Annotated in this window: 23 protein-coding genes; 17 read left to right on the plus strand and 6 right to left on the minus strand. The window is 71.5% G+C overall.

The features are described 5' to 3' along the window. The first annotated feature begins 88 nt into the window (after positions 1–88). The 6 genes from ABIC63_RS21520 to ABIC63_RS21545 all read left to right on the plus strand — a co-directional run bounded on the left by ABIC63_RS21520 (position 89) and on the right by ABIC63_RS21545 (position 6,389). A complete protein-coding gene (locus ABIC63_RS21520; RefSeq protein WP_294365724.1) occupies positions 89–742 on the plus strand; it encodes a phosphoadenosine phosphosulfate reductase domain-containing protein in 654 nt (217 codons plus the stop codon). 43 nt (positions 743–785) lie between these two features. Next, positions 786–1,748: a sulfate adenylyltransferase subunit CysD gene (cysD, locus tag ABIC63_RS21525; RefSeq protein ID WP_354321308.1), complete on the plus strand. Its 963-nt coding sequence runs from the start codon at positions 786–788 to the stop codon at positions 1,746–1,748. A gap of 136 nt (positions 1,749–1,884) precedes the next feature. Further along, complete coding sequence (locus ABIC63_RS21530) at positions 1,885–3,207, plus strand: sulfate adenylyltransferase subunit 1 (protein WP_502935900.1); 1,323 nt, start codon at positions 1,885–1,887, stop codon at positions 3,205–3,207. Between the two features lie 157 nt (positions 3,208–3,364). Then, positions 3,365–3,694 carry a ferredoxin FdxA gene (fdxA, locus tag ABIC63_RS21535; protein ID WP_058640734.1) on the plus strand — a complete coding sequence of 110 codons (330 nt, stop codon included), beginning with the start codon at positions 3,365–3,367 and terminating at the stop codon, positions 3,692–3,694. An 18-nt stretch (positions 3,695–3,712) separates the two neighbouring features. Continuing rightward, positions 3,713–4,762 (plus strand): NAD(P)/FAD-dependent oxidoreductase, encoded by a 1,050-nt coding sequence (locus ABIC63_RS21540; protein WP_294365738.1) that lies wholly within the window; start codon positions 3,713–3,715, stop codon positions 4,760–4,762. A 295-nt stretch (positions 4,763–5,057) separates the two neighbouring features. Continuing rightward, positions 5,058–6,389, plus strand: coding sequence for a purine-cytosine permease family protein (locus ABIC63_RS21545; protein ID WP_354321310.1), 1,332 nt, complete (start codon positions 5,058–5,060; stop codon positions 6,387–6,389). Here the strand turns inward: ABIC63_RS21545 and thiD are convergent. Next, a complete protein-coding gene (gene thiD, locus ABIC63_RS21550; RefSeq protein ID WP_354321311.1) occupies positions 6,343–7,179 on the minus strand; it encodes a bifunctional hydroxymethylpyrimidine kinase/phosphomethylpyrimidine kinase in 837 nt (278 codons plus the stop codon). The two genes, ABIC63_RS21545 and thiD, sit on opposite strands and share 47 nt — an antisense overlap. Before the next feature lie 41 nt (positions 7,180–7,220). On the opposite strand from thiD, the gene ABIC63_RS21555 reads away from it, so the two are divergent. The 4 genes from ABIC63_RS21555 to ABIC63_RS21570 all read left to right on the plus strand — a co-directional run bounded on the left by ABIC63_RS21555 (position 7,221) and on the right by ABIC63_RS21570 (position 10,441). Then, positions 7,221–8,321 carry an FAD-dependent oxidoreductase gene (locus ABIC63_RS21555; protein ID WP_354321312.1) on the plus strand — a complete coding sequence of 367 codons (1,101 nt, stop codon included), beginning with the start codon at positions 7,221–7,223 and terminating at the stop codon, positions 8,319–8,321. Continuing rightward, positions 8,318–8,518, plus strand: coding sequence for a sulfur carrier protein ThiS (gene thiS, locus ABIC63_RS21560; protein ID WP_476347943.1), 201 nt, complete (start codon positions 8,318–8,320; stop codon positions 8,516–8,518). Before ABIC63_RS21555 ends, thiS begins: the two co-directional genes overlap by 4 nt. 126 nt (positions 8,519–8,644) lie before the next feature. Continuing rightward, complete coding sequence (locus tag ABIC63_RS21565; protein WP_354321313.1) at positions 8,645–9,466, plus strand: thiazole synthase; 822 nt, start codon at positions 8,645–8,647, stop codon at positions 9,464–9,466. A gap of 57 nt (positions 9,467–9,523) precedes the next feature. Next, positions 9,524–10,441 carry a thiamine phosphate synthase gene (locus tag ABIC63_RS21570; RefSeq protein ID WP_354321314.1) on the plus strand — a complete coding sequence of 306 codons (918 nt, stop codon included), beginning with the start codon at positions 9,524–9,526 and terminating at the stop codon, positions 10,439–10,441. An 84-nt stretch (positions 10,442–10,525) separates the two neighbouring features. Here ABIC63_RS21570 and ABIC63_RS21575 read toward each other — a convergent pair whose 3' ends face one another. From ABIC63_RS21575 to ABIC63_RS21590, 4 genes are all read right to left on the minus strand, one after another. Continuing rightward, positions 10,526–11,257, minus strand: coding sequence for a DUF2076 family protein (locus tag ABIC63_RS21575; RefSeq protein ID WP_354321315.1), 732 nt, complete (start codon positions 11,255–11,257; stop codon positions 10,526–10,528). 133 nt (positions 11,258–11,390) lie between these two features. Further along, positions 11,391–13,343, minus strand: coding sequence for a sigma-54-dependent Fis family transcriptional regulator (locus ABIC63_RS21580; protein WP_354321316.1), 1,953 nt, complete (start codon positions 13,341–13,343; stop codon positions 11,391–11,393). A gap of 191 nt (positions 13,344–13,534) precedes the next feature. Next, positions 13,535–14,377, minus strand: coding sequence for an NAD-dependent protein deacetylase (locus tag ABIC63_RS21585; protein WP_294365755.1), 843 nt, complete (start codon positions 14,375–14,377; stop codon positions 13,535–13,537). A 91-nt stretch (positions 14,378–14,468) separates the two neighbouring features. Then, positions 14,469–15,299, minus strand: a complete 831-nt coding sequence (locus ABIC63_RS21590; protein ID WP_354321317.1) for a DODA-type extradiol aromatic ring-opening family dioxygenase — start codon at positions 15,297–15,299, stop codon at positions 14,469–14,471. A gap of 104 nt (positions 15,300–15,403) precedes the next feature. On the opposite strand from ABIC63_RS21590, the gene ABIC63_RS21595 reads away from it, so the two are divergent. The 5 genes from ABIC63_RS21595 (at position 15,404) to argG (ending at position 21,137) form a co-directional block, all read left to right on the plus strand. Next, positions 15,404–16,297, plus strand: coding sequence for a LysR family transcriptional regulator (locus ABIC63_RS21595; protein ID WP_354321318.1), 894 nt, complete (start codon positions 15,404–15,406; stop codon positions 16,295–16,297). A gap of 414 nt (positions 16,298–16,711) precedes the next feature. Then, positions 16,712–18,619: an ABC transporter ATP-binding protein gene (locus ABIC63_RS21600; protein ID WP_354321319.1), complete on the plus strand. Its 1,908-nt coding sequence runs from the start codon at positions 16,712–16,714 to the stop codon at positions 18,617–18,619. Between the two features lie 75 nt (positions 18,620–18,694). Next, positions 18,695–19,330 (plus strand): 7-carboxy-7-deazaguanine synthase, encoded by a 636-nt coding sequence (gene queE, locus ABIC63_RS21605; protein ID WP_354321320.1) that lies wholly within the window; start codon positions 18,695–18,697, stop codon positions 19,328–19,330. An 8-nt stretch (positions 19,331–19,338) separates the two neighbouring features. After that, positions 19,339–19,713 (plus strand): 6-carboxytetrahydropterin synthase, encoded by a 375-nt coding sequence (locus tag ABIC63_RS21610; RefSeq protein WP_294365761.1) that lies wholly within the window; start codon positions 19,339–19,341, stop codon positions 19,711–19,713. 83 nt (positions 19,714–19,796) lie between these two features. Next, entirely contained in the window at positions 19,797–21,137 is a 1,341-nt protein-coding gene (gene argG, locus ABIC63_RS21615; protein WP_294365763.1) for an argininosuccinate synthase, read from the plus strand. Positions 21,138–21,228: 91 nt separating this feature from the next. Here the strand turns inward: argG and ABIC63_RS21620 are convergent, their stop codons facing one another. Beyond that, the gene (locus ABIC63_RS21620; RefSeq protein WP_017760790.1) at positions 21,229–21,924 is read right to left on the minus strand and encodes a response regulator transcription factor; all 696 of its coding nucleotides are present in this window, start codon (positions 21,922–21,924) and stop codon (positions 21,229–21,231) included. A gap of 135 nt (positions 21,925–22,059) precedes the next feature. On the opposite strand from ABIC63_RS21620, the gene ABIC63_RS21625 reads away from it, so the two are divergent. Then, entirely contained in the window at positions 22,060–23,490 is a 1,431-nt protein-coding gene (locus ABIC63_RS21625; RefSeq protein ID WP_354321321.1) for a DUF2868 domain-containing protein, read from the plus strand. Then, positions 23,487–24,971, plus strand: a complete 1,485-nt coding sequence (locus tag ABIC63_RS21630; RefSeq protein WP_354321322.1) for a GTPase/DUF3482 domain-containing protein — start codon at positions 23,487–23,489, stop codon at positions 24,969–24,971. The genes ABIC63_RS21625 and ABIC63_RS21630 overlap by 4 nt, the downstream gene beginning before the upstream one ends. Positions 24,972–25,237: the final 266 nt, after the last annotated feature.

Genomic DNA, 25,237 nt, shown 5'->3' on the forward strand with positions numbered 1-25,237 from the left:
GTTTGGTTTCATAAGGGCTCTCCCTAAAGTTCGGTCCCAGGGCATTGCTGTCGTCGTCGTCGCAGTGCCGATCGAAAGAGCCCGAGCCATGAACGCCATTCCTTCCCAAGTCCAGAACTCCACCGCCTTCGACCTGGCCGAGGTCAATGCCCGCCTGGGCCGCAATGCGCAGGGCCTGGTGGACTGGGCCATCGGCCTGCACCGCCCGGCCATCGTCACCACCAACTTCCGACCCTTCGAGGCCGTGATCCTGCACATGGTGACGCGCGCCCAGCCCGACGTGCCGGTGGTGTGGATGGACAACGGCTACAACACCGAGGCCACCTACCGCTTCGCCGACGAGGTGACCCGGCAGCTCAAGCTGAACCTGAAGATCTACCTGCCGCTGCGCTCGCGCGCGCATCGCGAGGCCGTCGAAGGCCCCACGCCGGCGCTGGACGACCCGCGCCACGCGGCCTTCACCGAAGAGGTCAAGCTGGAGCCCTTCGCCCGCGCCCTGCGCGAGACGGCACCCCAGGTCTGGTTCACCGCGCTGCGCGCCACCGACACGGCCGTGCGCGCGCAGATGGAGCCCGTCAGCGTGAATCCCGACGGCCTGATCAAGGTGGCGCCGCTGCTGCACTGGTCGTCCAAGGACCTGCACGACTACTGCGTGCAGCACGGCCTGCCCAACAACTTCGACTACGTGGACCCGACGAAGGGCGAGGACAACCGCGAGTGCGGTCTTCACATCGCGCACTGATCCACCCCGTCCACCTCCCGAATCCCTCTTGCCCCACAGACCCATGAACGCCCGCACCGACGCCGACCTGCTGCTGCCCGACGCCCTGGCTGCCTCCGCCACCGCGCGCCTGTCCAATGCCCACCTCGACGCGCTGGAGGAAGAAGCCATCTTCATCCTGCGCGAAGTGGCCGCGGCCTTCGAGCGGCCAGCGCTGCTGTTCTCCGGCGGCAAGGATTCGCTGGTGCTGCTCAAGTGCGCCGAGAAGGCCTTTGGCGCCGGCCACCTGCCCTATCCGCTGCTGATGATCGACACCGGGCACAACTTCCCCGAAGTCACGGACTTCCGCGACGAGCGCGCCAAGGAGCTGGGCGCCGAGCTGATCGTGCGCAGCGTCGAGGATTCGATGGCCCGCGGCACGGTGCGCCTGGCCCATCCCGGCGAGTCGCGCAACGTGCACCAGTCGGTCACGCTGCTGGAGGCCATCGAGGAGTTCCGCTTCGACGCGCTGATCGGCGGCGCCCGCCGCGATGAAGAGAAGGCCCGTGCGAAGGAACGCATCTTTTCGCACCGCGACGCCTTCGGCCAGTGGCAACCCAAGGACCAGCGCCCCGAGCTGTGGACGCTGTTCAACACCCGCCTGGCCCCGGGCGAGCACTTCCGCGTCTTCCCGATCAGCAACTGGACCGAGCTGGACGTGTGGCAGTACATCGAGCGCGAGCAGATCGCGCTGCCGTCGCTCTACTACACCCACAAGCGCGAGATCGTCGAGCGCCGTGGCCTGCTGGTGCCCGTGACCGAGCTGACCCCCGCCCGGGATGGCGAAACGGTCGAGCTGCGGGACGTGCGCTTCCGCACCGTGGGCGACATCACCTGCACCTGCCCCGTGGCCAGCCTGGCCGCCGGCCCGGCCGACGTGGTGATCGAGACGCTGTCGGCCGAGGTCAGCGAGCGCGGCGCCACCCGCATGGACGACAAGACCTCCGACGCTTCCATGGAGAAGCGCAAGAAGGACGGGTACTTCTAACCCACCCCCGTTGCTTGCTCACTTCGTGTAACCGCCTCCCCCCTCAAGGGGGCACACCCTGCGGCCTGGCAAAGCCAGTTCCGCGGGTGTTCCCGACCTGAACCGCGCCGCCCGCTTGAACCTCTTAATGACTGTCATGACTTCCACAGACGCTCTTCACACCGACAGCGCCGACACCGGCACCGCCCTGCGCTTCATCACCTGCGGCTCGGTGGATGACGGCAAGAGCACCCTCATCGGACGCCTGCTGGTGGACAGCCGCGCCGTGCTGGCCGACCAGCTGGCCGGCGTGCAGCGCGGCGGCGAGACCGACCTGGCGCTCCTGACCGATGGCCTCTCGGCCGAGCGCGAGCAGGGCATCACCATCGACGTCGCCTACCGCTATTTCTCCACCGCCAAGCGCAAGTTCATCATCGGCGACGCGCCGGGGCATGAGCAGTACACCCGCAACATGGTGACGGCGGCCTCCAGCGCCGATGCCGCCGTGGTGCTGGTCGATGCCACCAAGCTGCCCTGGGCGGCCGAGGTGGGCGACGGCGAGGTGGTGGTGCGCGAGCTCCTGCCGCAGACCCGCCGCCACATGCTGCTGGCCCACCTGCTGCGCGTGCAGTCCATCGTCGTCGCCATCAACAAGCTGGACGCGATCGACGATGCGGCGCTGGCCTTCGAGCGCATCTCGGGCGCGCTGAACGACTTCGCGGCCGCCGCCGGCGTGCGCGTGGAAGCCATCGTGCCGATCTCCGCCCTCAAGGGTTGGAACGTGACCGAGCCGCACCGCGAAGGCGCCGCCGGCTGGGCCGGCTATGAAGGGCCGAGCCTGCTCGAACTGCTGGAAGCGCTGCCCGTGACGGCTGCCGAGACGCAGCAGCCCTTCACCTTCCCGGTGCAGTGGGTGGAGAAGTTCTCGTCGTCGGCCGACACCAGCCAGGGCCGCCGCATCTTCTGGGGCCGCGTCGGCGGCGGCCAGGTGGTGCCCGGCCAGCGCGTGACCGTGCTGCCCAGCGGCCAGACCGCCACCGTGGCCCGCGTGCTCGACCATGTGCGCCGGGAGCACGGCGTGGCCGCCGGCCACAGCGCCGGCATCGTGCTGGACCGCGAGGTCGACGTCTCGCGCGGCGACTGGCTGCTGGAACCTGGCGCCTTCGAGCCGACCCGCGAGATCACCGCCACCGTCGCCTGGCTGGACGACGAACCGCTGGTGCCCGGCCGCGTCTACTGGGCGCTGCAGGGGCACCGCTGGGTCAAGGCCAAGGTGCAGCGCATCGTGGACCGGCTCAACATCGCCACGCTGGATGCCGAGGCCGCCACCCAACTCGACGCCAATGCGATCGGCCAGGTCGTGCTGGCCCTGCAGCAACCGCTGGCCGTGCAGCCCTTCACCGCCTCGCGCACTCTGGGCTCGCTGGTGCTGGTCGACACGGCATCGCACCGCACCTGCGCCGCCGTCCTGGTGCGCTGAGAAGGTGCGAACGGCCACGCCCGGCCGTCGTGCCGGGCGCGCCGACCACCTTCAAATCCTTTCTGGCGCCGTTGCCAGTGCTGCCCATGTCCGCGAAGGCATGGGCCGCCCTTTACAATCTCGGGTTTTTCCCGACTCCTTCACCAGCCATCCAGCCATGACCCACGTCGTTTCCGAGAACTGCATCCGCTGTAAGTACACCGATTGCGTCGACGTGTGTCCCGTGGACTGCTTCCGCGAGGGGCCGAACATGCTGGTGATCGACCCGGACGAGTGCATCGACTGCGCCGTGTGCATTCCCGAATGCCCGGCCAATGCGATCTACGCCGAGGAAGACCTGCCGGCCGAGCAACTCGCCTTCATCAAGCTCAATGCCGAGTTGGCCCGCGCCGACGGCTGGAAGAGCATCACCAAGCGCAAGGCCGCGCTGCCCGATGCCGACGAGTGGAAAGACAAGCCCAACAAGCTGGCCGAACTGGTCAAGTAAGCCGATCCGATTGAGCGCGTGACCGGCCAGGCCCCTTCCCCGCACCTGGACACCGGCGCCCTCATCATCGGCGCCGGCCCGGCGGGCCTGTTCCAGGCCTTCCAGCTGGGCCTGCTCGAAATTCCCTGCCGCATCGTCGACGCCCTGCCCCATGCGGGCGGCCAGTGTGTCGAGCTCTACGGCCACAAACCCATCTACGACATTCCCGGCACGCCCGTCACTACGGGGGCTGGGCTTGCCGAGTCATTGCTGGTGCAGATCGCGCCGTTCGACGTGCCGATGTACCTCGGCGAGCAGGTGGCGACGCTACAGCGCGAGCAACCGGGCAATGCGGATTCCCATTGGCTGGCCACCACCTCGGCCGGCACCGTCTTCCGCGCGCAGGCCGTCGTGATCGCGGCGGGCGTCGGTGCCTTCGTGCCCAAGAGGCTGGGCGTCGAAGGCGCCGAAGCCCATGAGGGCCACCGCCTCTTCTACCACCCGTCGGACCTGTCACGCTTCGCCGGCCAGTCGGTGGTCGTGCATGGCGGTGAGGAAGCGGCCGTGGAGGCGGCGCTGGGCCTCGTTGGCGTGGCACGCGAGGTGACACTGCTGCACCGCCGCGACGTCTTCCGCGCCGATGAGGCGCTGCTCGCCGCCTTGCGCGAGCGCATCGACGCGGCCGACATCCACATCGCCATCGGTCAGCCCAGCGCCTTCGACGGCAGCGTGCTGACCATCGACACGCCGGAAGGCACATCCCGCGCCCTGACGCTCGATGCGCTGGTCGTCTGCCAGGGCATCTCGCCCCGCCTCGGCCCCATCGCCGACTGGGGGCTGGAACTGGAACGCAAGCAGATTCCCGTCGACACCCAGCGCTTCCAGACCCGCGAAGCCGGCCTCTACGCCGTCGGCGACATCAACACCTACCCGGGCAAGCGCAAGCTGATCGTGAGCGCCTTCCACGAGGCCACCCTGGCCGCCTGGGCGGTGGCCGAACGGGTGTTCGACGGCAAGGTGCCGCCGCTGCAATACACCACCACCAGCACCCGCCTTCGCGAACTGTTGCGCGCCGCGCCGCAGCCTTGACGGGTGGCAAGCCGCGCCGCCCTCCCACTCTTACAATCCGCTCTTCGCTAGGGGTGCCGGGCTTCGCTGGAAGCCGGGCTGAGAAGACACCCTTTGAACCTGTTCGGCCGGCCCGACGCATCGTCCAAGGTGCAAAGGCCAGCCGGAGCCGCGGAGCGCCTCAGGCGCTTCAGGCCTGAGGTAATCCTCGCGCAGGGAAGCAGCTCCGGTGGCCCGCATGGGCCTGCGCCGGGCCAGAAGGGGCCGGTGCCGTCGGCAGTGCTTCTTGTGCCCGACCGCTCTGGAGCAACGACGCATGGCCTTGAACGACGCATCCACCCCGCCCGCCAACGAGGCGCTGACCCCACTGCCCGACGCCCGCCGCGCCTTCCGCTGGCACGACCACCTGTCGCTGTGGTTCAGCCTGGGCGTCGGCCTGCTGGTGATGCAGGTGGGCGCCTTCCTGGTGCCGGCGGTGGGCACGCGCGATGCCGTGGTTGCCATCGTGGTCGGGTCGCTGATCGGCGCCGGGCTGCTGGCGTGGACGGCGCGGCTGGGCTGCCAGACCGGCCTGGCCAGCGCGGGCCTGATGCATTCGGCCTACGGCAGCGTGTTCGCTCGGCTGCCCGTGGTGCTCAACATCGTGCAGCTGGTCGGCTGGACCACCTTCGAGCTGGTGATCATGCGCGAGGGCACCCAGGCCATCGCCAAGCAGGCCTTCGGCCTGTCGCTGGATTCCGTGGGCGGTGCGCTCGCTGCCACGCTGTTGTGGGGCGCCGTACTGCTGGCGCTGCTGTCGGGCTCGATGGTGACGCTTGTGCGCCGTTTCGTCAGCCGCTTCGGCCTGCCGCTGGTGGTGCTGTCGCTGATCTGGCTGACCTGGCAGTTCGCCGGCAAGCTGCAGGCTCAGGGCTTCGAGGCCTTCTGGCAGCGCCAGGGCGACGGCAGCATGGGCCTGTTCAGCGCCATGGACCTGGTGATCGCCATGCCCGTCTCCTGGCTGCCGCTGGTGGCCGACTATGCGCGCCATGGCCAGCGCGCCCAGCCAGGCAAGCCGGGCGGCGCCTTCACCGGCACCTGGATCGGCTATGCGGTGGCCAACCTCTGGTGCTACGCGCTGGGCGTGATGGTGGCCAGCACGGCGGCGCCCGGTACCACGCTCGTGATGGCACTGCTGCTGGCCCAGGGTGGCCTAGTCGCGCTGGGCCTGATCCTCATCGATGAGCTGGACAACGCCTATGGCGACGTGTACTCAGGCTCGGTGTCCATGCACAGTCTGCGCCCGCGCTGGAGCGTGCGCCGCTGGGGCCTGCTGATCGCGCTGGTCTGCGTGGCGCTGGCGCTGGTGCTGCCCATGCATGCGCTGGAGCCCTTTCTGCTCATGCTCAGCTCGGTGTTCGTGCCGCTGTACGGCGTGATCCTGGGTCGCCTCGGCGGTGGCGGCGTGCCCTTGCCGGCCGGCCGCAACGTGGACCTGAGCGCCGCCGCATTGTGGATCGCCGGCATCGCCGTCTACCACGGCTGCGCGGCCTGGGCGCCGCAGTGGGGCTCGGCCCTGCCGGCGCTGCTGCTGACCTTCGTGCTGGCCCGGCTGACGCGGCCTACAGCGGCAGGCGCACCGTCGGCTGCGGTGCGAACCCATGGTTGAGCGGGCCGTGGCCTTCGCCCACCTTGACGGTCACCCCGGCCTGCATGGCGCCGCGCACGTAGTCGCGGGCCTGAGCCACGGCCTCGGGCAGCGGCTTGCCCAGTGCCAGGCCACAGGCGATGGCCGAGGACAGCGTGCAGCCCGTGCCATGCAGGTTGCGGCTCTGGATCCGCGGTGCGGCGTAGCGGTGCCGCTCGCCGCCAGCCAGGGCCAGCAGGTCCACGACCTCGGCGCCCGGCAGGTGTCCGCCCTTGAGCAGAACGCCCTGGGCGCCCTGCGCCAGCAGCTCGGCCGCGGCGCCATCCAGCGCATCGGCGTCCGCAATCGCATGGCCCACCAACAGCGCCGCCTCGTCCAGGTTGGGCGTGATCAGCACCGCACGCGGGAAGAGTTCGGCCACCAGCCGCTCCACCGTCTCGGCGGCGATCAGCCGGTCGCCGCTGGTGGCGACCATCACCGGATCGAGCACCACGTTGGGCAGGCGGTAATGGTCGATGGCCCAGGCGACGACCTCGACCACCTCGGGCGCATGCAGCATGCCCAGCTTGACGGCATCGACGCCGATGTCCTCGATCACGGCCTGCAGCTGGGCCTTGAGGAAGGCGGGCGGCACGGCATGGATGCCGCTCACGCCGCGGGTGTTCTGGGCGGTGAGGGCCGTGATGGCGCTCATGCCGTAGCAGCCCAGTGCGGCGAAGGTCTTGAGATCGGCCTGGATGCCGGCGCCACCGCCGCTGTCGGAGCCGGCGATGGTGAGCACGCGCGCATAGCGCTGGGTGGGAAGGGTCATGGGGCGGAAATTATGCGTGCAGCAGTGAAGGGGGCCGTTCGATGACGGACACCACGATGGACTTCGACAAGGCCTGGGTACTGGGCGGCGGCCTGATGGGCCGGCTGATGGCACTCAGCCTCGCCCGCGCCGGTTGCGCGGTGGAACTGCACGAGGCGCAGGGCCCCGACGCCCAGGGCGCCGCCGCACGCGTGGCGGCGGCCATGCTGGCGCCGCTGGCCGAGTCGGCCGTGGCGCCGCTGTCGGTGGTGCGCATGGGCGAATACGCCCTTGGCCGCTGGCCGCAGCTGCTGGCCGGACTGCCGGCGCCGGTGTTCTTCCAGCAGGCCGGCACACTGGTCGTCTGGCACCGGCAGGATGCCGCCGATGCCGGCCGCCTGGGTCGCACGCTGGCCCACAACCAGGCGCAGCAACCCTCGCTGACAGCACCGCAATCGCTGGACGCGACGGCCCTCGCCGAGGCCGAACCCGCCCTGGCCGGCCGCTTCATGCAGGGCCTGCTCCTGCCGGGCGAAGGCCAGCTCGACAACCGCCAGCTGCTCGCCGCGCTGCAGCAGGCGCTGGAGGCGCATCCCCAGGTGCGCCTGCACTGGCATAGCACCCGCAGCCCGCAGGACCTGTCCCCCGGCCTGCGCGAGCGCGTCATCGACTGCCGCGGCCTGGGCGCGCATGCCCAGTGGCCGGCCGTGCGCGGTGTGCGCGGCGAAGTGGCCCGCATCCATGCGCCCGAGGTCACGCTGCAGCGGCCCACGCGCCTGGTGCATCCGCGCTACCCCATCTACATCGCGCCCAAGCAGGACCACCTGTTCGTGATCGGCGCGACCGAGATCGAATCGGACGACATGTCTCCGCCCAGCGTGCGCTCGGTGCTGGAGCTGCTGTCGGCCGCCTACACCGTGCACAGCGGCTTTGCCGAGGCGCGCATCGTCGAGATCGCCGCCCAGTGCCGGCCCACCCTGCCCGACAACCTGCCCGCGCTGCGCTGGCTGGGCGAGCGGGTGCTGCAGATCAACGGGCTCTACCGCCACGGCTTCATGATCGCGCCGGCCATGCTCGACGCCGCGATGCAGAGCCTGCAGCACCGCGAATCGCCCCTGGCCGAGCGCCTGCAGATCGGCATCGAACACCTTCCCGCCCGATGATGAACATCCTGCTCAACGGCGAGCCGCGCGAGCTGCCTTCCGGCGCCACGCTGGCCGACGCCATCGCCCTGCTCGACCCCGCCCCGCCCTTCGCCGCCGCCGTCAACCGCGACTTCGTGCCCCGCTCGGCCTATGCCGGCCGCGCCCTGCAGCCGGGCGACGAGGTCGAGGTGATCCGCCCCGTCACCGGGGGTTGAGATGCTGACCACGCCTGCGCCCTGCCCCCTCTCCCTAACCCTCTCCCGCGAGGGGAGAGGGAGGAATGCCGCTTCGCTGAGCGACTGGCTCGACGGCGCTGCGGCCATCGACGAAAGGACACGCTCATGACCATCTCCGAACCCGCCGACGCGCTGGTGCTCTACGGCCAGCGCTTCCAGAGCCGGCTGTTGCTGGGCACCGCCCGCTATCCCTCGCCCGACGTGCTCGAGGCCGCCGTGCAGCGCGCCCGGCCGGCCATGCTCACCGCCTCGCTGCGCCGCCAGAGCGCGGCGCCCGGCGGTGCCAAGGCCGACAACGGCTTCTGGGAACTGCTGCGCCGCCTGGACGTGCCGGTGCTGCCCAACACCGCCGGCTGCCACAGCGTGCAGGAGGCCATCGCCACCGCCCACATGGCGCGCGAGCTGTTCGACACGCCCTGGATCAAGCTGGAGCTGATCGGCGACGACTACACCCTGCAGCCCGACACGCTGCAACTGGTGGGCGCGGCGGATCGGCTGATCAAGGACGGCTTCCAGGTGCTGCCCTACTGCACCGAGGACCTGGTGCTGTGCCAGCGCCTGGTCGATGTCGGCTGCCAGGCCGTGATGCCCTGGGCCGCGCCCATCGGCACCGGCCGCGGGCCGGTCAACCCCTACGCCATGCAGGTGCTGCGCGAGCGGCTGACGGTGCCCATGCTGGTCGACGCCGGCCTGGGCCTGCCCTCGCATGCCTGCCAGGTGCTGGAGTGGGGCTACGACGGCGTGCTGCTGAACACCGCCGTCGCCCTGGCGCAGGACCCGGTGGCCATGGCCGGCGCCTTTGCCGACGCGGTGGCCGCGGGGCGTGCCGCCTTCCGGGCTGGCGCCATGAGCGCGCAGGACGCGGCCCAGCCCAGCACGCCCGTCCTGGGCACGCCCTTCTGGCACCACGCCCAGAACGGTGGCTGAGCCTTGCTCGGCGGTGCACTGCTGGGCGCCGCCGCCCACAAGAACACGGAGCCATCCATGAACGCCCACCAGATCGAGACCGCCATCCTGGCCGCCCACCGCAAACGCTTCGACGGGCATCCGCCGGTGCAAGCCGGTCCCTTCCATGACGAAGACCCGGTCTACCGCGGTGCCAAGGCGGCCTGCGCGGCGCTGGGCTTCATCGAGGTGGATGCCGAATGCCTGGGCCGCGCCTGGCAGGCGATGACCAAGCGCCAGGGCCGCTTCGACGCCAATGCCTGGCCGGACAATCCTGCCGACTTCGGGCTGCGCGACTTTCCGCCCCAGTCCCGCGGCGATGCCTTCGCGCCCTGCCCTGTGGCGCTGGGCCTGTACGCCGTGCTGCCCGACGCCGAATGGGTCGGCCGCGCGGCGCGGGCCGGCATCCCGACGGTGCAGCTGCGCTTCAAGTCCGACGACGCAGCGGCCGTCGCCCGCGAGATCGACGCCGCCATCGCCGCCATCCAGGGCACCGACGCCCTGCTCTTCATCAACGACCACTGGCGGCAGGCCATCGCGGCCGGCGCCTACGGCGTGCACCTGGGCCAGGAAGATCTGGACGCGCTGACGGCGGACGAGGTCCAGGAACTGCGCGCCTCCGGTCTGCGCCTGGGCGTCAGCACCCACGGCTATGCCGAGATGGTGCGGGCCGATGCCGTCAGCCCCAGCTACCTGGCTCTCGGCGCGGTGTTCCCGACGACGCTCAAGAAGATGGCGACCGCACCACAGGGCCTGGCGCGCCTGCATGACTACGCGCGGCTGGTGCGCGGCTATCCGCTGGTCGCCATCGGCGGCATCGACGCCGAGCGGCTGCCGCAGGCGCTGGCCAGCGGCGTGGGCAGCATCGCGGTGGTGCGGGCCTTCGTGGGCGCGGACGACCCCGAGGGCGCAGCCCGCCTGCTGATGGCCGCGATGCGAGAAGCACCCCAGGCCTGAACCTGGAGCGCTTCTCGCGTCCGCTTCGCCGCGGCCTGGGCACCGATAGTGCCGCCGCGATCAACGCGCGGTCGACAGCATCGCTCAGACGATCTGGTCGTCGTCGAAGGAACCGCCGTCGAAGCCCGACCAGTCGCCGCCGGCGTCATCGGCCAGCTGCCGCGTATCTCCACCGCCGCCGCTGCCATCCTCGTAGAAGTTCTGGGTGACGTTCTCGACCACCTCGGGCGTACCGACATTGCCGCCGCCCAGGCCCAGGAAGCCACCGCCGCCTGCGCCGCTGCGGCCACCGAGCAGGTGCTCGATGCCATTGAACAGGAACATGCCGCCCGCCACCCCGGCCGCGGCGCTGGCGGCCTGGCCCAGGAAGCTCGGGCCGCTGCTTGGGGCCGGCGCTGGCGCGGGCGCGGCGCCGAAGAGGCGTTCGCGCCATCCGGGTGCAGCCGCCGGCGCCATCGCGGGGGCAGGCGCACCGGGGGCATAACCGGACGGGGCGCCGCGGTAGGCAGGCCGGCCCGGGTTGTAGGCATCCGGATCGGCCGTCTCGCGCCCGAAGCCGGGCTCCAGACCGCGCTGCAGGAAGGCGGCGCCGCCCGGGTCGGCCGGCGCGGCGGCGCGTTGCGCCAGTTGGCGCTGGGCGTCCTGCAGCGCATGTTCCAGCAGCAGCGTGCGCTGGGTCAGCAGGTACAGCGCATCGGGCTGGCCGGCCAGGCGTTCGCGGATCAGCGCATCGGCCTGGGGGTCCTTCTGCACGCCGTGCACTGCGGCCAGCCGCTGCAGCAGGTCTTCGAGCATGGACAGTTCTTGGGGTGTCATGGTTCGGTCGTCCTTACTCGGCCCAGCATGGGCCTTGCGTGGATGGGACTCCAACGCGCCACAGCGCGTTCCCGGCCGACGGGCTGGCTTAAGGCCGGCCTAAGCGAGCCCTTCCCGGCGCGCCGGTGATCGCTCAGCCCTGCCGCCGCAGCCGCCGGTAGACGGCGTTGCGCGACAGGCCCAGCGCCCGGGCCACGGCCGACACGTTGCCACCGTGGGTGGCCATGGCCTGCTCCAGCGCCGCCCGTTCGAGCGCCTCCAGCGTGGCCGTGGACGGCGCGGGATGGTGGGGCGACGCAACGGAACCACCCGCTGCATCGGCCGCATGGGCCTGCAGGTCGTCCATGAAGTCCTCGGGCAGATGCTCCGGCAGGATCTGCGCCTCGCCGCGTGCCATCAGCGACGCCGTGCGCAACACGCTCGCCAGTTGGCGCAGGTTGCCTGGCCAGGCATGGCGCCGCAGCAACGCCAGGGTCTGCGGCGCCAGCGGCGGCGCGTCGGCCAGGCCGGCCTCGGACTGCTGGGTCTGCAGAAGCCGCTGCACCACCACGGCCAGGTCGCTGCGCTCGCGCAGCGGCGGCAGGCGGGTGACGAGGCCATTGAGCCGCCAGTAGAGGTCGTCGCGAAAGCGCCCCTCGGCCATCATGGTGCGCAGGTTGCGGTGGGTGGCGCAGACCACGGCCACGTCCACCGCCACCTGCCGGCCGCTGCCCAGGGGCGCCACGCTGCGCTCCTGCAGCACGCGCAGCAGCCGGGCCTGCATCGCCAGCGGCATGTCGCCGATCTCGTCGAGGAAGAGCGTTCCGCCGTTCGCCTGGAGGATGCGGCCCGGATTGCCCTTGCGCCGCGCGCCGGTGAAGGCGCCTTCTTCGTAGCCGAACAGCTCGGACTCGATCAGCGTCTCGGGGATGGCGGCGCAGTTGACGGCCACGAAGGGCCCGTTGCGCCTTGGCGAATCGTGGTGGATGGCGCGGGCCAGCCATTCCTTGCCGGTGCCGGTCTCGCCCAGTATGAGCACCGGCACGTCCTGCCCGAGCACCTTGCCCACGCGGGCCAGCACCTGCGCCAGCTGGGCATCGCCCGTGTCCAGGTAGCGCAGGCCCGAGAAGCGCGGGCCGCCGGATTCGCGGGCCCGCTCGGCCACCGGCGTGGCCGGGGCCGTTTCGCGCGGCATGGCCAGGCTGGCGGTCCGGGGCTGCCATTCCACCCGCGCCGACACCACCACGCCCCCGGGCAGGTGCAGGCGCATCAGCGCGGCCGGGCCCTGCCGGGCCTGCGCCAGCGCCTGGGACACGGGCTGGCCGAAGAGCGAGCCGAAGGTGTGGGCCTCCAGCGCCGCCGTCGACAGACCCAGCTGGAACTGCGCGCTGCGGTTGGCCGCCAGGAAGCGGCCATCCGGCGTGAACGCGGCCAGGCCTTCCATGAGCGTGCCCAGGAACTCCGGCCGGGCATGGAAGCGCAGGCGCAGCGCGTCTTCGTAGACCTGGTCGAACAGGTGGTTCTCGACCATTTGCGAGGACATGCGCACCAGCGCCAGCGTGTGGGCGCTGCGGGTGCGCTCGTCGCCGCTGACGTCCAGCGCGCCCAGCACCTGCCCGCGGGGATCGAGGATGGGCGCGCAGGAGCAGGTGAGGAAGTGGTTCGCCTGCAGGTAATGCTGGCTGCCGTTGATCTGCACCGCCTGCTGCAGGGCCAGCGCCGTGCCGATGGCATTGGTGCCGCGGCAGCGCTCGGACCAGGCCGCGCCCGGTTTGAGCGCCACGCGGTCGGCCCGGCCCAGGAAGTCGTCGTCGCCCAGCGCATGCAGGATCACGCCGTCGGCGTCGGTGAGCAGCACCAGGCTCTGGGTGCCGGCGATCTGGGCGTAGAGCGTCTCCATCACCGGCCGGGCGTGGTCGAAGAGCAGCGCGTTGCGGCCCATGGCCTCGGCCAGATCGGCGGCGGCCAGCGGCGGCAGGTCGGCGCGTTCGTGGCTGCGCAGGCCGAAGTCGGCGCTGCGGGCGTGCGAGGCCAGGATGGCGTCGGGCGCGGCCAGCGGCAATCCGGCACCGGCCGCCGGCTTGGGGCGAAACATGGCGTTGGGCATGGCGTGTTGTCTCCTGCCCGGGCGGCTGGCGTGGCCGCGCGGTTGGGGCGTCTTTTAGCACCCTTGGCTGTTGCGAAGCTTGCGCCGGCGCATGGAAGCGCGCCGGTCGTTGCCGACCATGCGTCGCTGCAGGTCTGGACGGACGTCGCCCGGGCGCACGCCCTGTACGGAGCGCCCGCGAATCCGCGCCCTCAGGCCGCGCGAACGTCCGGCGGCACCAGCAGCCCGGCCAGGCGCTCCAGCGTTGGCCCGATTGGCGCCTCGACCTTCAGCGACAGCAGGCCGTCCGCCCGCGTCAGGCCGAGGTTGAGCGCCGCCACCGGCAAGGCGTGCTCCGCCGCACGCTGCACGAAGCGAAAGCCCGAATACACCATCAGCGAGGAGCCGACGACCAGCACGCCGTCGGCCGCCTCCAGCGCCGAGTACGCCGCATCGACGCGGGGGCGCGGCACGCTTTCGCCGAAGAACACCACGTCGGGCTTGAGCAGCCCGCCGCAGACGGGACAGGTCGGGATGTCGAAGCCCGAGAAGTCGCGCAGCTCCAGGTCGGCATCGCCGTCCGGCGCGGCCCGGGCGTCCAGCGCGGCCCAGCCGGGGTTGAGGCGCAGCAACTCGGCCTGGAAGTCGGCGCGCGGCAGGCGGTGCTCGCAGGCCATGCAGCGCACGGTGTCGATGCGGCCATGCAGGTCGATGACGTTGCGGCTGCCGGCCGCCTGATGCAAGCCGTCGACGTTCTGGGTCAACAGCTTGGCGACACGGCCCTGCGACTCCAGCGCGGCCAGGGCATGGTGCGCCGGCCCCGGCTGCGCATGACCCATGGTTCGCCAGCCGATCATGCTGCGCGCCCAATAGCGCTTGCGCGTGGCCTCCTCGCCCATGAAGGCCTGGAAGGTGACCGGCGGCGGCCGCTTCCAGTTGCCCTGCGCATCCCGGTAGTCCGGGATGCCGGACTCGGTGCTGACGCCTGCGCCGGTCAGCACGAACAGGCGCGGATGGCGCTCGGCGAAGGCCAGGAGGTCGGTGTCGGTGGTCATCGGCGCGGGAGCATAGCGGCGGTGCCGATGTCGCGCCGGCGCGTTGCTCCCTCTCCCCTCGTGGGAGAGGGTCGGGGAGAGGAGCTCTTGCTCAATGCGCGCCGGGGGCGTCGCCGAAGCGGTAGCTGGAGACGGTCAGGCCGCCCATGAAGCCGTTCTCGTAGTACACGCGGTGCGCCGCCTCCTGCTCGGCGGCGCCGACGGCCACCATCAGCGGGATCAGGTGTTCCTCGCGCGGATGCGCGATGCGGGCGGCGGGCGCCGTTTCCCAGCCGATCAAGCCCTGGGCGCGGGCGGCCGGGTCCTGGGCCAGCGTCTGGCCCAGCCAGTCGTCGAAGGCGCGCGACGGGGCCTGCGCCTGGGGGCCGAAGGCGCGCAGATTGTGGTAGCTCAGCCCGCTGCCGACGATGACCACGTCCTCGTCGCGCAGCGGCGCCAGCGCGCGGCCCAGCGCCAGGTGCTCGGCCGGGTCCAGGCCCTGGCGCAGCGAGAGCTGGATCACCGGCACGTCCGCGTCCGGGTAGATGGCCTTCATCGGCGAGAACATGCCGTGGTCGTAGCCGCGTTCGGCATCGATGCCCGACGGCAGGCCGGCCGCCTCGATCAGCGCCTGTACGCGCTGGGCCAGCGCCGGGTCGCCGGGGGCGTCGTAGCGCACCTGGTAGGTGTGGGCCGGAAAGCCGCCGTAGTCGTAGACCATGGACGGATGCGGATTGGCCTGCACCGTGAAGCGCGGGCGCTCCCAGTGGGCGGAGACCATCAGGATCGCGCGCGGCTTGCGGCCGATCTGCCGCGGCATGTCGGCCAGTGCAGCCTCCAGGCGGGCATAGGTGTCGCCCATCTCCGCCTTCATCCAGGGCCAGGGGCCGCCCCCGTGGGAGATGAAGTAAGTGGGCAGGCGCGGGCTGTTGATCGTGCTCATGGCGAAGGGCTCCTGAATCGTGTTGGGATGGACTTTAGATCTTTCGCGGGCCGCAATCGATGGCCGCACAATCAAGGTTCAGTTTCATTCCACGCAATCAAGACATGGACCGCCTCACCAGCCTGCGCCTGTTCCGGGAGGTCGTGGAATCGGGCAGCTTCGCCCGCGCGGCCGAGGCCATGGGCCTCTCCGCGCCCATGGCCAGCCGGCACATCGCCCAGCTGGAACGCAGCCTGGGCGCGCGGCTGCTGCACCGCTCCAGCCGGCACCTGAGCCTGACCGACGCGGGCCGCAGCTGGTACGAGCAGAGCAGCCGCGCCCTCGACCTGCTCGACAGCGCCGAGGCCGCGTTGGTGGCCGATGCCGACGCCACGCCGCGTGGTCGCCTGAAGGTGAGCGCGCCGGTGTGGTTCGCCACCCCGCGCATGGCCCGGCTGCTGGCGGACTACCACGTGCAGTGCCCCGAGGTGCTGGTGGACCTGCACCTGGCCAACCGGCGGGTGGACCTGGTCGCGGACGGCTTCGACCTGGCGCTGCGGGCCACGCAGGAGCCGGCCGCCGCCCTGATCGCGCGGCCCTTGTGCACGGTGGACTTCCACATCGTGGCCGCACCCGCCTACCTGGCGGCCCGCGGCACGCCTGCAAAGCCCGAGGACCTGGCAGGCCTGGGCGCCATCGTGCCCAGCTACGTGCAACTCGAAGGCCGGGTGCTGCGTGCGGCGGACGGGCGTCAGGCCATGCTTCGGCTCACGCCCGTGATGCGCTCGGACGACACCCACCTCACCCGCCATGCGGTGCATGCCGGCCTGGGCGTCGCCTACCTGCCGGTGTGGTTGGTGGATGAGGACCTGGCCGAGGGACGGCTGGTGGAGCTGCTGCCCGAATGGCGCACGCCGGCCACGACGCTGTTCGCCGTGTATGCGAGCCGGCAGTACATGGCGCCGGCGCTGCGCAGCTTCATCGACTTCCTGGCCGTCGCGCTCGGGCCGGCTGGCTGAACGATCTCGGGCGATGCGGGTTCCGCGCCGCCGCCATGGCCGACACGCGGACCGCCGACAGCGCCGCCGCTGAAGCGCACACGTCCTACAGGCCTGCCCCGGCGCCCGGCGCAACTTGCAGTCGTGCCAGGTCGAGCACCCCGCGGGAAAACGGGATCGGCGACACAGGCGCAGTCTTCCGTGCGTTGCGAAGGGGATGCCCGCCGCGAAGCCAGCAGGCCTGCCGATCCTGACGCCATTCCCCGCGGACGATCGCCGGCACACAAGGGGCGCCCTGCAGGGGCGCCCCTTCTTTTTGGCCGCGGCCGGTCATCGCCAGCCGACGCACCGCTGCCCTCTTCCGCAAAGCCCTGCTCGTCGTGCCGTCGCTGCACCGCCGGTACAGTGCCGGGCCTCGTTCAGGAGACACCGCGCTTGCTCTTCCGCTTCTTCGAAAAACTGCTCCAGCCCTATCCGCCCAACGAGCCTTCGCTGCCGCCCAAGGGCTTCTTCGCCTTCCTCTGGTTCACCACCGACGGCGTGCGCGGCAAGGTGGCGGCGCTGGCCTTCCTCACGGCCATCATGTCGGCCTTCGAGGCGCTGCTCTTCGGCATGCTCGGCCGGCTGGTGGACTGGCTGTCGGGCATCCAGCCCGGGCAGCTATGGGCCGAGCGCGGCGGCGCGCTCACCTGGCTGGCGGTCGCCCTCGCAGCCAGCGTGCTGGTGGTGGCGCTGCAGACCATCGTCAAGCACCAGGTGCTGGCCATCAACCTGCCGATGCGGCTGCGCTGGAACTTCCACCGGCTGATGCTGGGCCAGAGCATGTCCTTCTACCAGGACGAGTTCGCCGGCCGCATCACCACCAAGGTGATGCAGACCGCGCTGGCCGTGCGCGACACGCTGTTCGTGATGGCCGACGTGCTGGTGACCATGGCCACCTACGTCGCCACCATCGTGGTGCTGGCCGGGGTGTTCGCGGGCGGGCTGATCTGGCCCTTCGTCGTCTGGCTGGTGCTGTACCTGCTGGCCATGGCGTACTTCGTCCCGCGGCTGGGCCGCATCGGCAAGGCACAGGCGGATGCGCGCTCGGCCATGGTCGGGCGCATCACCGACGCCTACACCAACATCGCGACCGTCAAGCTCTTCTCCCACACCCGGCGGGAGGCGCAGTTCGCCCGCGCCGCCATGCAGGACTTCGTCAAGACCGGCTACACGCAGATGCGGCTGGTGAGCGCCTTCGAGATCGTCAACCACGCCCTGTCGATGCTGCTGGTGGGCGGCATGGCCGGCGTGGGCCTGTGGATGTGGAGCCGTGGTGAAGTGGGCGTGGGCGCGGTGGCCGCCGCCACCGCCATGGCCCTGCGGCTGCAGGGCATGTCGCACTGGATCATGTGGGAGACCACCAGCCTGTTCGAGGCCGTCGGCACCGTGCAGGACGGCATCAACACCCTGAGCCGGCAGCGCACCGTGGTGGATGCGGCCGATGCGAGGCCCCTGGTGGTCGAGCGCGGCGAGGTGCGCTTCGAGGACGTGAAGTTCAGCTATCGCCCGCCCCTGCTGCCCGGTGCCACGGCGCCCGCCGTGCAGGGCCGCACGGTGATCGACGGGCTGAACCTCAGCGTGCGGCCGGGCGAGAAGATCGGCCTGGTCGGCCGCTCCGGCGCGGGCAAGTCCACGCTGGTGAACCTGCTGCTGCGCTTCCATGACCTGGAAGGCGGCCGCGTGCTGATCGACGGTCAGGACATCGCCCACGTGACGCAGGATTCGCTGCGTGCGCACATCGGCATGGTCACGCAGGACACCAGCCTGCTGCACCGCTCGCTGTTCGACAACATCGCCTACGGCCGGCCCGACGCCACCGAAGCCGAGGTGCGCGCCGCCGCCGAGCGGGCCGAGGCCTCCAATTTCGTCGACACGCTCACCGACCCACAGGGCCGCCACGGCCTGGCGGCGCATGTGGGCGAGCGCGGCGTCAAGCTCAGCGGCGGGCAGCGCCAGCGCATCGCCATCGCGCGGGTGATGCTCAAGAACGCGCCCATCCTGCTGCTGGACGAGGCCACCAGCGCCCTCGATTCCGAGGTGGAGGCGGCCATCCAGCAGAGCCTGAACCGGCTGATGGAAGGCAAGACGGTGATCGCCATCGCCCACCGCCTGTCGACCATCGCGGCCATGGACCGGCTGATCGTGCTCGATGCCGGCCGTGTGGTGGAAGAAGGCTCGCACCGCGAGCTGCTGGCGCGCGGCGGGCTGTATGCCCGCCTGTGGGCGCACCAGAGCGGCGGCTTCCTGGGCGAGGACTTCGGCGACGAGGCCGAAGCGACGGCAGAAGCCGCGGCGCGCTGAGGTGCGGCCGGCCGGGGCCGACCGCCCAGCGCGGCTCGCCTGCGACAATCGCGGGTTTTTTCGCCGCGCCGCGCCATGGCCTACGCCGTCAAGGAAATCTTCTACACCCTCCAGGGCGAGGGCGCCCAGGCCGGGCGCCCGGCCGTCTTCTGCCGCTTCGCGGGCTGCAACCTGTGGTCCGGCCGCGAGGACGACCGTGCCAGCGCCCAATGCCGTTTCTGCGACACCGACTTCGTCGGCACCGACCGCACGCTCGGCGGCAAGTTCGCGACAGCCGAGCTTCTGGCCGATCAGGTCGCCGCCTGCTGGCCCGCGCCGGCCCACGACCACCGCTTCGTCGTGCTGACCGGCGGCGAGCCGCTGCTGCAGGTGGACGCCGCCCTCGTCGCCGCCCTGCATGCGCGCGGCTTCGCCATCGCCATCGAAACCAACGGCACCCTGCCCGCGCCTGAGGGCATCGACTGGATCTGCGTCAGCCCCAAGGCCGGCAACCCGCTGGTGCAGCGCCATGGGGACGAACTCAAGCTGGTGTGGCCGCAGGCCGGCATCGACCTGGCCGATATGGAGGCGCTGGACTTCGGCCGGCGCTACCTGCAGCCGCTGGACGATCCGCAGCGCGCCGCCCACACCCGCGCGTGCATCGACGTCTGCCTGCAGCGCCCGCAATGGCGCCTAAGCACGCAGACGCACAAAGTGATCGGCATCCGGTGAGCACGGCCATGGAGTTCGAATTCGAGCTGTCGCAGCGCTTCTTCTTCGACGCCGCCCACACGCTGCGGCGGGTGCACGACACCGCCAGCAGCCTGCGCGTGCATGGCCACACCTACCACGCGGAGGTGAGCGTGCAGGGCCTGCGCGAGGCCGCCACCGGCATGGTGATCGACCTGGCCGTGCTGCGTGCCGAGATCGAGACGGTGCGCCAGACGCTGGACCACCATCTCCTCGACGAAGTCCCCGGCCTGGGCACGCCCACGCTGGAGAACCTCTGCGCCTACATTGCCACCGCGCTGCGCGAGCGCCAGCTGCCCGTGTCGGCCGTGCGCGTGTGGCGCGAGGCCGGCGGCGACAGCTGCCGGCTCGTGCTGCCGCGCTGACGCCGCGGGCGCCGCCCTATGGTCCAATCGCGGGTTCGCGGCCCGCGCCGCAACCGATACGACGACGCTTCCTTCCGACGCACATGAGCACCATCCTGCAATCCCTCCCCACCGGCCAGAAGGTCGGCATCGCCTTCTCCGGCGGCCTGGACACCAGCGCCGCCCTGCTGTGGATGAAGAAGAAGGGCGCCCAGCCCTATGCGTACACCGCCAACCTGGGCCAGCCCGACGAGCCCGACTACGACGAGATTCCACGCAAGGCCCTGGCCTACGGCGCCGAGAAGGCCCGCCTGGTGGACTGCCGCCAGCAGCTGGTGGCCGAGGGCATCGCGGCGCTGCAGGCCAACGCCTTCCACATCTCCACCGGCGGCGTCACCTACTTCAACACCACGCCGCTGGGCCGCGCCGTGACCGGCACCATGCTGGTGGCCGCGATGAAGGAAGACGACGTCAACATCTGGGGCGACGGCTCGACCTTCAAGGGCAACGACATCGAGCGCTTCTACCGCTACGGCCTGCTGACCAACCCCGGCCTGAAGATCTACAAGCCCTGGCTGGACCAGACCTTCATCGACGAGCTGGGCGGCCGCAAGGAGATGAGCGAGTTCCTCATCGCCAACGGCTTCGACTACAAGATGTCGGTCGAGAAGGCCTACAGCACCGACTCGAACATGCTCGGCGCCACGCATGAGGCCAAGGACCTGGAACTGCTCTCCAGCGGCATCCGCATCGTCAACCCGATCATGGGCGTGGCCTTCTGGAAGCCGGAGGTCGAGGTCAAGGCCGAAGAGGTGCGCGTGCGCTTCGAGGAAGGCCGCCCGGTCGCCCTCAACGGCAAGACCTACGACGACCTGGTCGCCCTGATGGAAGAGGCCAACCGCATCGGCGGCCGCCACGGCCTGGGCATGAGCGACCAGATCGAGAACCGCATCATCGAGGCCAAGAGCCGCGGCATCTACGAGGCCCCCGGCATGGCGCTGCTGCACATCGCCTACGAGCGGCTGGTGACCGGCATCCATAACGAGGACACCATCGAGCAGTACCGCGTCAACGGCCTCAAACTGGGCCGCCTGCTCTACCAGGGCCGCTGGTTCGACCCCCAGGCCATCATGCTGCGCGAGACCGCCCAGCGCTGGGTGGCCCGCGCCATCACCGGGGAGGTGACGCTGGAGCTGCGCCGCGGCAACGACTATTCGATCCTGAACACCGAGTCGCCCAACCTGACCTACGCGCCCGAGCGCCTGTCGATGGAGAAGGTGGAAGACGCGCCCTTCTCCCCCGCCGACCGCATCGGCCAGCTGACCATGCGCAACCTCGACATCGTCGACACCCGCGCCAAGCTGGCCACCTACGTGCAGGCCGGCCTGCTGGCCAAGCCCGAGGGCACGGAGCTGCCGCAGATCAAGGACGACAGCAAGCGCTGATCGGCGGACGGGGCTTCCTCGGCCCCATCAAGACGAAAGCGGCCTCGTGGGGCCGCTTTTTTCATGGATGCGCCACAGGCGCCGGTGCCGCTCAGGCGGTGTCGGCTTCCAGCCGGTAGCCGATGCCGCGCAGGGTGCGCACGCCGACGCCACTGTCCACCAGCCGCTTGCGCAGGCGGGAGACGAAGGCCTCCAGCGCGTTGTCGCTGAGCGGGCCGTCCGCCTCCTCGGCCAGCTTGCGGGCCAGTTCGCGCTTGGCCAACACCTGGCCGGGTGGGCTCATCAGGGCCCAGAGCAGGCCGAATTCGCGCGCCGGCAGGTCGAGCGGCTCGCCATCGATGCGAAAGCGCCGGGCACGGCGGTCCAGTTGCAGGCGCCCCACGGCCACCACATCCTTCGCGCCTTCGGCACGGCGCACCAGCGCGCGCAGCCGCGCTTCGAGCTCGCCAGGATCGAAGGGCTTGCCCAGGTAGTCATCGGCCCCGGAATCCAGGCCGATGACGCGCTCGTCGGTGCGGTTGCGGGCCGTGAGCACCATGACGGGCGTGCGGTCGCCGCGGGCCCGGGCGCGGCGCAGGGCCAGCAGGCCACTGCCCAGGCCGCTGTCGGGGCGGGTGTTCTCGGGCAGGTTCAGGTCGAGCAGCACGGCGTCGAAGCCGCCGTTGGACCACTGCGCATCGGCCTCCTCGACCGTGGCGGCCAGGGCCACCGCGTGGCCCGTGTCGCCCAGGCTGCGGCACATCACGCCACTGAGCACGGCATCGTCTTCGACCAGCAGGATTCGCATGGCGGGCGAGGCTATCAGCGGGCCGGGGGGCAGGCAAATGAACGGTCAGCCGACCGTCAGACGCCCGTCGCCGGGGACAATGCGGCCCATGTCCCGCCCCTCGCCGAGCTGCCGGCTGCTGCCGCGCTTTCCCTCTTGAGCCTCCCGCCTGTCCCCCTGTCCTTCGCCGATGCGCTGACGACCGAGGCGATCCGGCGCATCGAGTCCGATGGTCCGCTGGAAGACCAGTCGGTGCTGCGCCAGCTTGCCCATGCGCCCGAACCCGCGCCCTGGCCACTGGTGCAGCGGGCTCGCCTGCTGGCCGAGCGCCTGGGCCTGCCCGGCCGGCTGGCCCGCGCCCGCGACCTGGCACCCCTGGTGCTGCTAGGCGTCGCCGCCCTCATGGTGGCGGCCGGCCTGGGGCTGGCGGGCGCGGTGGTGGATGCGCAGGAGCGCCGCATCAACGTCATCGCCTCGCTGGCGGGCCTGCTGGGCCTGCACGGCCTGTCGCTGCTGGCCTGGCTCGTGGCGCTGCTGGTGCCGGGCCAGGGCCGGGGCGGCGCCCTGGCTGGCCGGCTGTGGCTGGCCCTCACCGCGCGCACGGCCCTGGGCCGCGGACGCGAGGGCGCTGCGCTGCTGCAGGCCGGCGTCCAGTTGCTGGAGCGGGCGCGGTTGCTGCCCTGGCTGCTGGGCCTGGCCAGCCACCTGCTGTGGGCCATCGGCTTCGGCGTCGCCATCGCGGCGCTGCTGTCCGCCCTGGCCTTCCGCCGCTACACGCTGGGCTGGGAGACGACGCTGCTCGATCCCGCCGGCTTTGCCCGGGCCATCGATGCAATGGCATGGCTGCCCGGCCTCCTGGGTTTTCCGGTGCCGGATGCCACGCTGATTCGTGCCGCGGGCGATCCCGCCGCCCCGCCCGATGCGGCGGGCCAGGCGGTGCTGGCCTGGTGGCTGGTCGGCTGCGTGCTCGTCTATGGCCTGGTGCCGCGGCTGCTGTGCGCCCTGTGGTGCACCGCCCTGTGGCAGGCACGGCGCCGTCGGTTGCAGCCCGACTTCACCCTGCCCTACTACCGGCAGTTGCAGGCGCGGCTGGATGCCCTGGCACCCGCCCGGGTGGTCGACGCCGAGCCGGTGGCCGGACATGGCGCGGCCCTTCCCCGGCGCGCCCACGATGCGCCGGGCGCCCCGGTGCTGCTGGCCTTCGAACTCCCACCCGAGCAGCCGTGGCCGCCGGCCGACCTGCCGCACGACGTCCGGGCATGGGCCTGCGACGGCAGCGCCGCGGCCCGCGCCGCCGCCGTGCAACAGGTGGCGGCCTGGCGACCGCGGCGGCTGGTGGTGGCCTGCCAGGCCACGGCGAGCCCCGACCGCGGCACCGAGCGCCTGCTGCGCGAGCTGCTGCCCCTGGCCGCTTCGCTGCACCTGTGGCTGGTCGATGCCGACCAGGCCGACGAGGCGCAGCGCGCCCGTTGGCCGCGGTGGCTGCATGACACCGGCCTGGATGCACTCGTCGCCTGCCATCCGCGCTGGCAGTCCGCCCTGGCGGACTTGGCCCCCGGAGCGGCGACGCCGGAGGCGCCCCGATGACCCCGTCCACACCCCCGTCGACCACCCTGGACCGCGCCGCAGGCGCTGGCCCTGACGCGCCGACGCTGCGCATCGCCGTGGTGGGCCACACCAATGTCGGCAAGACCTCGCTGCTGCGCACCCTGACGCGGCGGGTCGACTTCGGCGAGGTCTCCGACCGGCCCGGCACCACCCGCCACGTGGAGCAGGTGGACCTGCGCATCGACGGCACGCCGGTCGTGCGCTTCCACGACACGCCGGGCCTGGAGGACGCCGTCACTCTGCTGGCCCACGTGTCGCAGTTGCCCGGCGATAGCCGGCCCGCCCGCATCCGGGCCTTCCTGCAGGGCCCCGAGGCGCAGGCCGCCTTCGAGCAGGAGGCCAAGGTGCTGCGCCTGCTGCTCGATGCCGATGCCGCCTTCCTGGTGATCGACACGCGTGAGCCGGTGCTGCCCAAGTACCGCGACGAGGTCGAACTGCTGGGCGCCTGTGCCCGGCCCGTGCTGCCGATCCTCAACTTCATCGCCCATGGCGCCAGCCGGGAGCCGCAGTGGCGCGCCATGCTGTCCGACGCCGGCCTGCATGCCGTGGTGCGATTCGACGCCGCCGCGCCCTTCACCGGTGCCGAGCGTGACCTGTACCACGACCTGGGCACCTTGCTGCCTGCACGCCGCGAGGCGCTGCGTGCCGTGGCCACGCACCTCCTGGCCGAAGCCGCCGCCCGGCATGCCGGCGCCTGCCATGCGATTGCAGGCACCCTGGTGTCCTGCGCGACATTGCAGCGGGTGGTGCCGACGGCGCAGTTGGCCGATCCGCAGCGCCGCGCCTCCGAGGTGGAGGCCCTGCGCGCCACCTTGCAGGACGAGGTGCGCGGCAACACCGCGGCGTTGCTCAGGCTGTATGGCTTCCGGTCCGGCGACGCGGCGGAGCCGCCGCTGCCGCAGCTGGAAGGCCTCGAAGGGATGGACCTGTTCAACCCCGAGCTGCTGCGTCAGGCGGGGCTGCGCCTGGGCCAGGGCGCGGCGGTGGGCGCGGTGCTGGGCGCTGCGGCCGATCTGGCGGTGGGCGGGCTGTCGCTGGGGGCCGGCGCCCTGCTGGGCGGCACCCTGGGCGGCGCGCTGGCCCAGGGGCTCGGCCCGCTGGGCCGCCGCCTGGCCGGACGCCTGCGCGGACAGCAGGCACTGACCGTGGAGGACACCGTGCTGTACGTGCTGGCAGAGCGCCAGTTGGCCCTGGTGCGGGCGCTCGAGGCGCGCGGGCATGGCGCGGTGGGCACGGCGGCCGTCGACACCGCAACCGCCGCCGTGTCACCCGAGCGGTCCGATGCCCTGCGCGCCGCCGTCCAGGCCACGCGCGTGGCGCGGGCGCATCCGGAGTGGCGGCCGACCGGTGCACGCCGGGCCGTGGTCTCGTCCGCGCGCGACGAGGCCGTCGAGCGCGTGGCGGCGCACCTGGTGCAGGCTGCGGGCCCCGCGGCCGAAAGCCGCGCTGCCCCCTTTTGACGCCTCGATTGCGGCCGGCCGATGGGCCGAATTCCCTCACAACGCGGACGGGCTTCCTACACCGGGCCCCTGGGCCGTCCGACGGCGGACGGCCGTCCGACCGGCCCACACTGCATTCCATCGCAATTCGAGGAGCTCCTCCGTGAACACCATCATCTACATCGTCGGTCTGGTCGTCGTCATCGCTGCCGTGCTCTCCTTCTTCGGCCTGCGCTGAGTGGCCCACCCATGGCTCGGCGCGACGCCGGGCCATCCGGCACCGGATG

This window comes from Pseudacidovorax sp. 1753 (assembly GCF_040544975.1).
Lineage (GTDB): Bacteria > Pseudomonadota > Gammaproteobacteria > Burkholderiales > Burkholderiaceae_C > Xenophilus.

Excerpts from the sequence above, each read along its gene's own strand:
- ABIC63_RS21520 (WP_294365724.1), top strand. The coding sequence starts at position 89 with ATGAACGCCATTCCTTCCCAAGTCCAGAACTCCACCGCCTTCGACCTG.
- cysD (WP_354321308.1), top strand. The coding sequence starts at position 786 with ATGAACGCCCGCACCGACGCCGACCTGCTGCTGCCCGACGCCCTGGCT.
- ABIC63_RS21530 (WP_502935900.1), top strand. The coding sequence starts at position 1,885 with ATGACTTCCACAGACGCTCTTCACACCGACAGCGCCGACACCGGCACC.
- fdxA (WP_058640734.1), top strand. The coding sequence starts at position 3,365 with ATGACCCACGTCGTTTCCGAGAACTGCATCCGCTGTAAGTACACCGAT.
- ABIC63_RS21545 (WP_354321310.1), top strand. The coding sequence starts at position 5,058 with ATGGCCTTGAACGACGCATCCACCCCGCCCGCCAACGAGGCGCTGACC.
- thiD (WP_354321311.1), bottom strand. The coding sequence starts at position 7,179 with ATGACCCTTCCCACCCAGCGCTATGCGCGCGTGCTCACCATCGCCGGC.
- ABIC63_RS21555 (WP_354321312.1), top strand. The coding sequence starts at position 7,221 with ATGACGGACACCACGATGGACTTCGACAAGGCCTGGGTACTGGGCGGC.
- thiS (WP_476347943.1), top strand. The coding sequence starts at position 8,318 with ATGATGAACATCCTGCTCAACGGCGAGCCGCGCGAGCTGCCTTCCGGC.
- ABIC63_RS21565 (WP_354321313.1), top strand. The coding sequence starts at position 8,645 with ATGACCATCTCCGAACCCGCCGACGCGCTGGTGCTCTACGGCCAGCGC.
- ABIC63_RS21570 (WP_354321314.1), top strand. The coding sequence starts at position 9,524 with ATGAACGCCCACCAGATCGAGACCGCCATCCTGGCCGCCCACCGCAAA.
- ABIC63_RS21575 (WP_354321315.1), bottom strand. The coding sequence starts at position 11,257 with ATGACACCCCAAGAACTGTCCATGCTCGAAGACCTGCTGCAGCGGCTG.
- ABIC63_RS21580 (WP_354321316.1), bottom strand. The coding sequence starts at position 13,343 with ATGCCCAACGCCATGTTTCGCCCCAAGCCGGCGGCCGGTGCCGGATTG.
- ABIC63_RS21585 (WP_294365755.1), bottom strand. The coding sequence starts at position 14,377 with ATGACCACCGACACCGACCTCCTGGCCTTCGCCGAGCGCCATCCGCGC.
- ABIC63_RS21590 (WP_354321317.1), bottom strand. The coding sequence starts at position 15,299 with ATGAGCACGATCAACAGCCCGCGCCTGCCCACTTACTTCATCTCCCAC.
- ABIC63_RS21595 (WP_354321318.1), top strand. The coding sequence starts at position 15,404 with ATGGACCGCCTCACCAGCCTGCGCCTGTTCCGGGAGGTCGTGGAATCG.
- queE (WP_354321320.1), top strand. The coding sequence starts at position 18,695 with ATGGCCTACGCCGTCAAGGAAATCTTCTACACCCTCCAGGGCGAGGGC.
- ABIC63_RS21610 (WP_294365761.1), top strand. The coding sequence starts at position 19,339 with ATGGAGTTCGAATTCGAGCTGTCGCAGCGCTTCTTCTTCGACGCCGCC.
- argG (WP_294365763.1), top strand. The coding sequence starts at position 19,797 with ATGAGCACCATCCTGCAATCCCTCCCCACCGGCCAGAAGGTCGGCATC.
- ABIC63_RS21620 (WP_017760790.1), bottom strand. The coding sequence starts at position 21,924 with ATGCGAATCCTGCTGGTCGAAGACGATGCCGTGCTCAGTGGCGTGATG.
- ABIC63_RS21630 (WP_354321322.1), top strand. The coding sequence starts at position 23,487 with ATGACCCCGTCCACACCCCCGTCGACCACCCTGGACCGCGCCGCAGGC.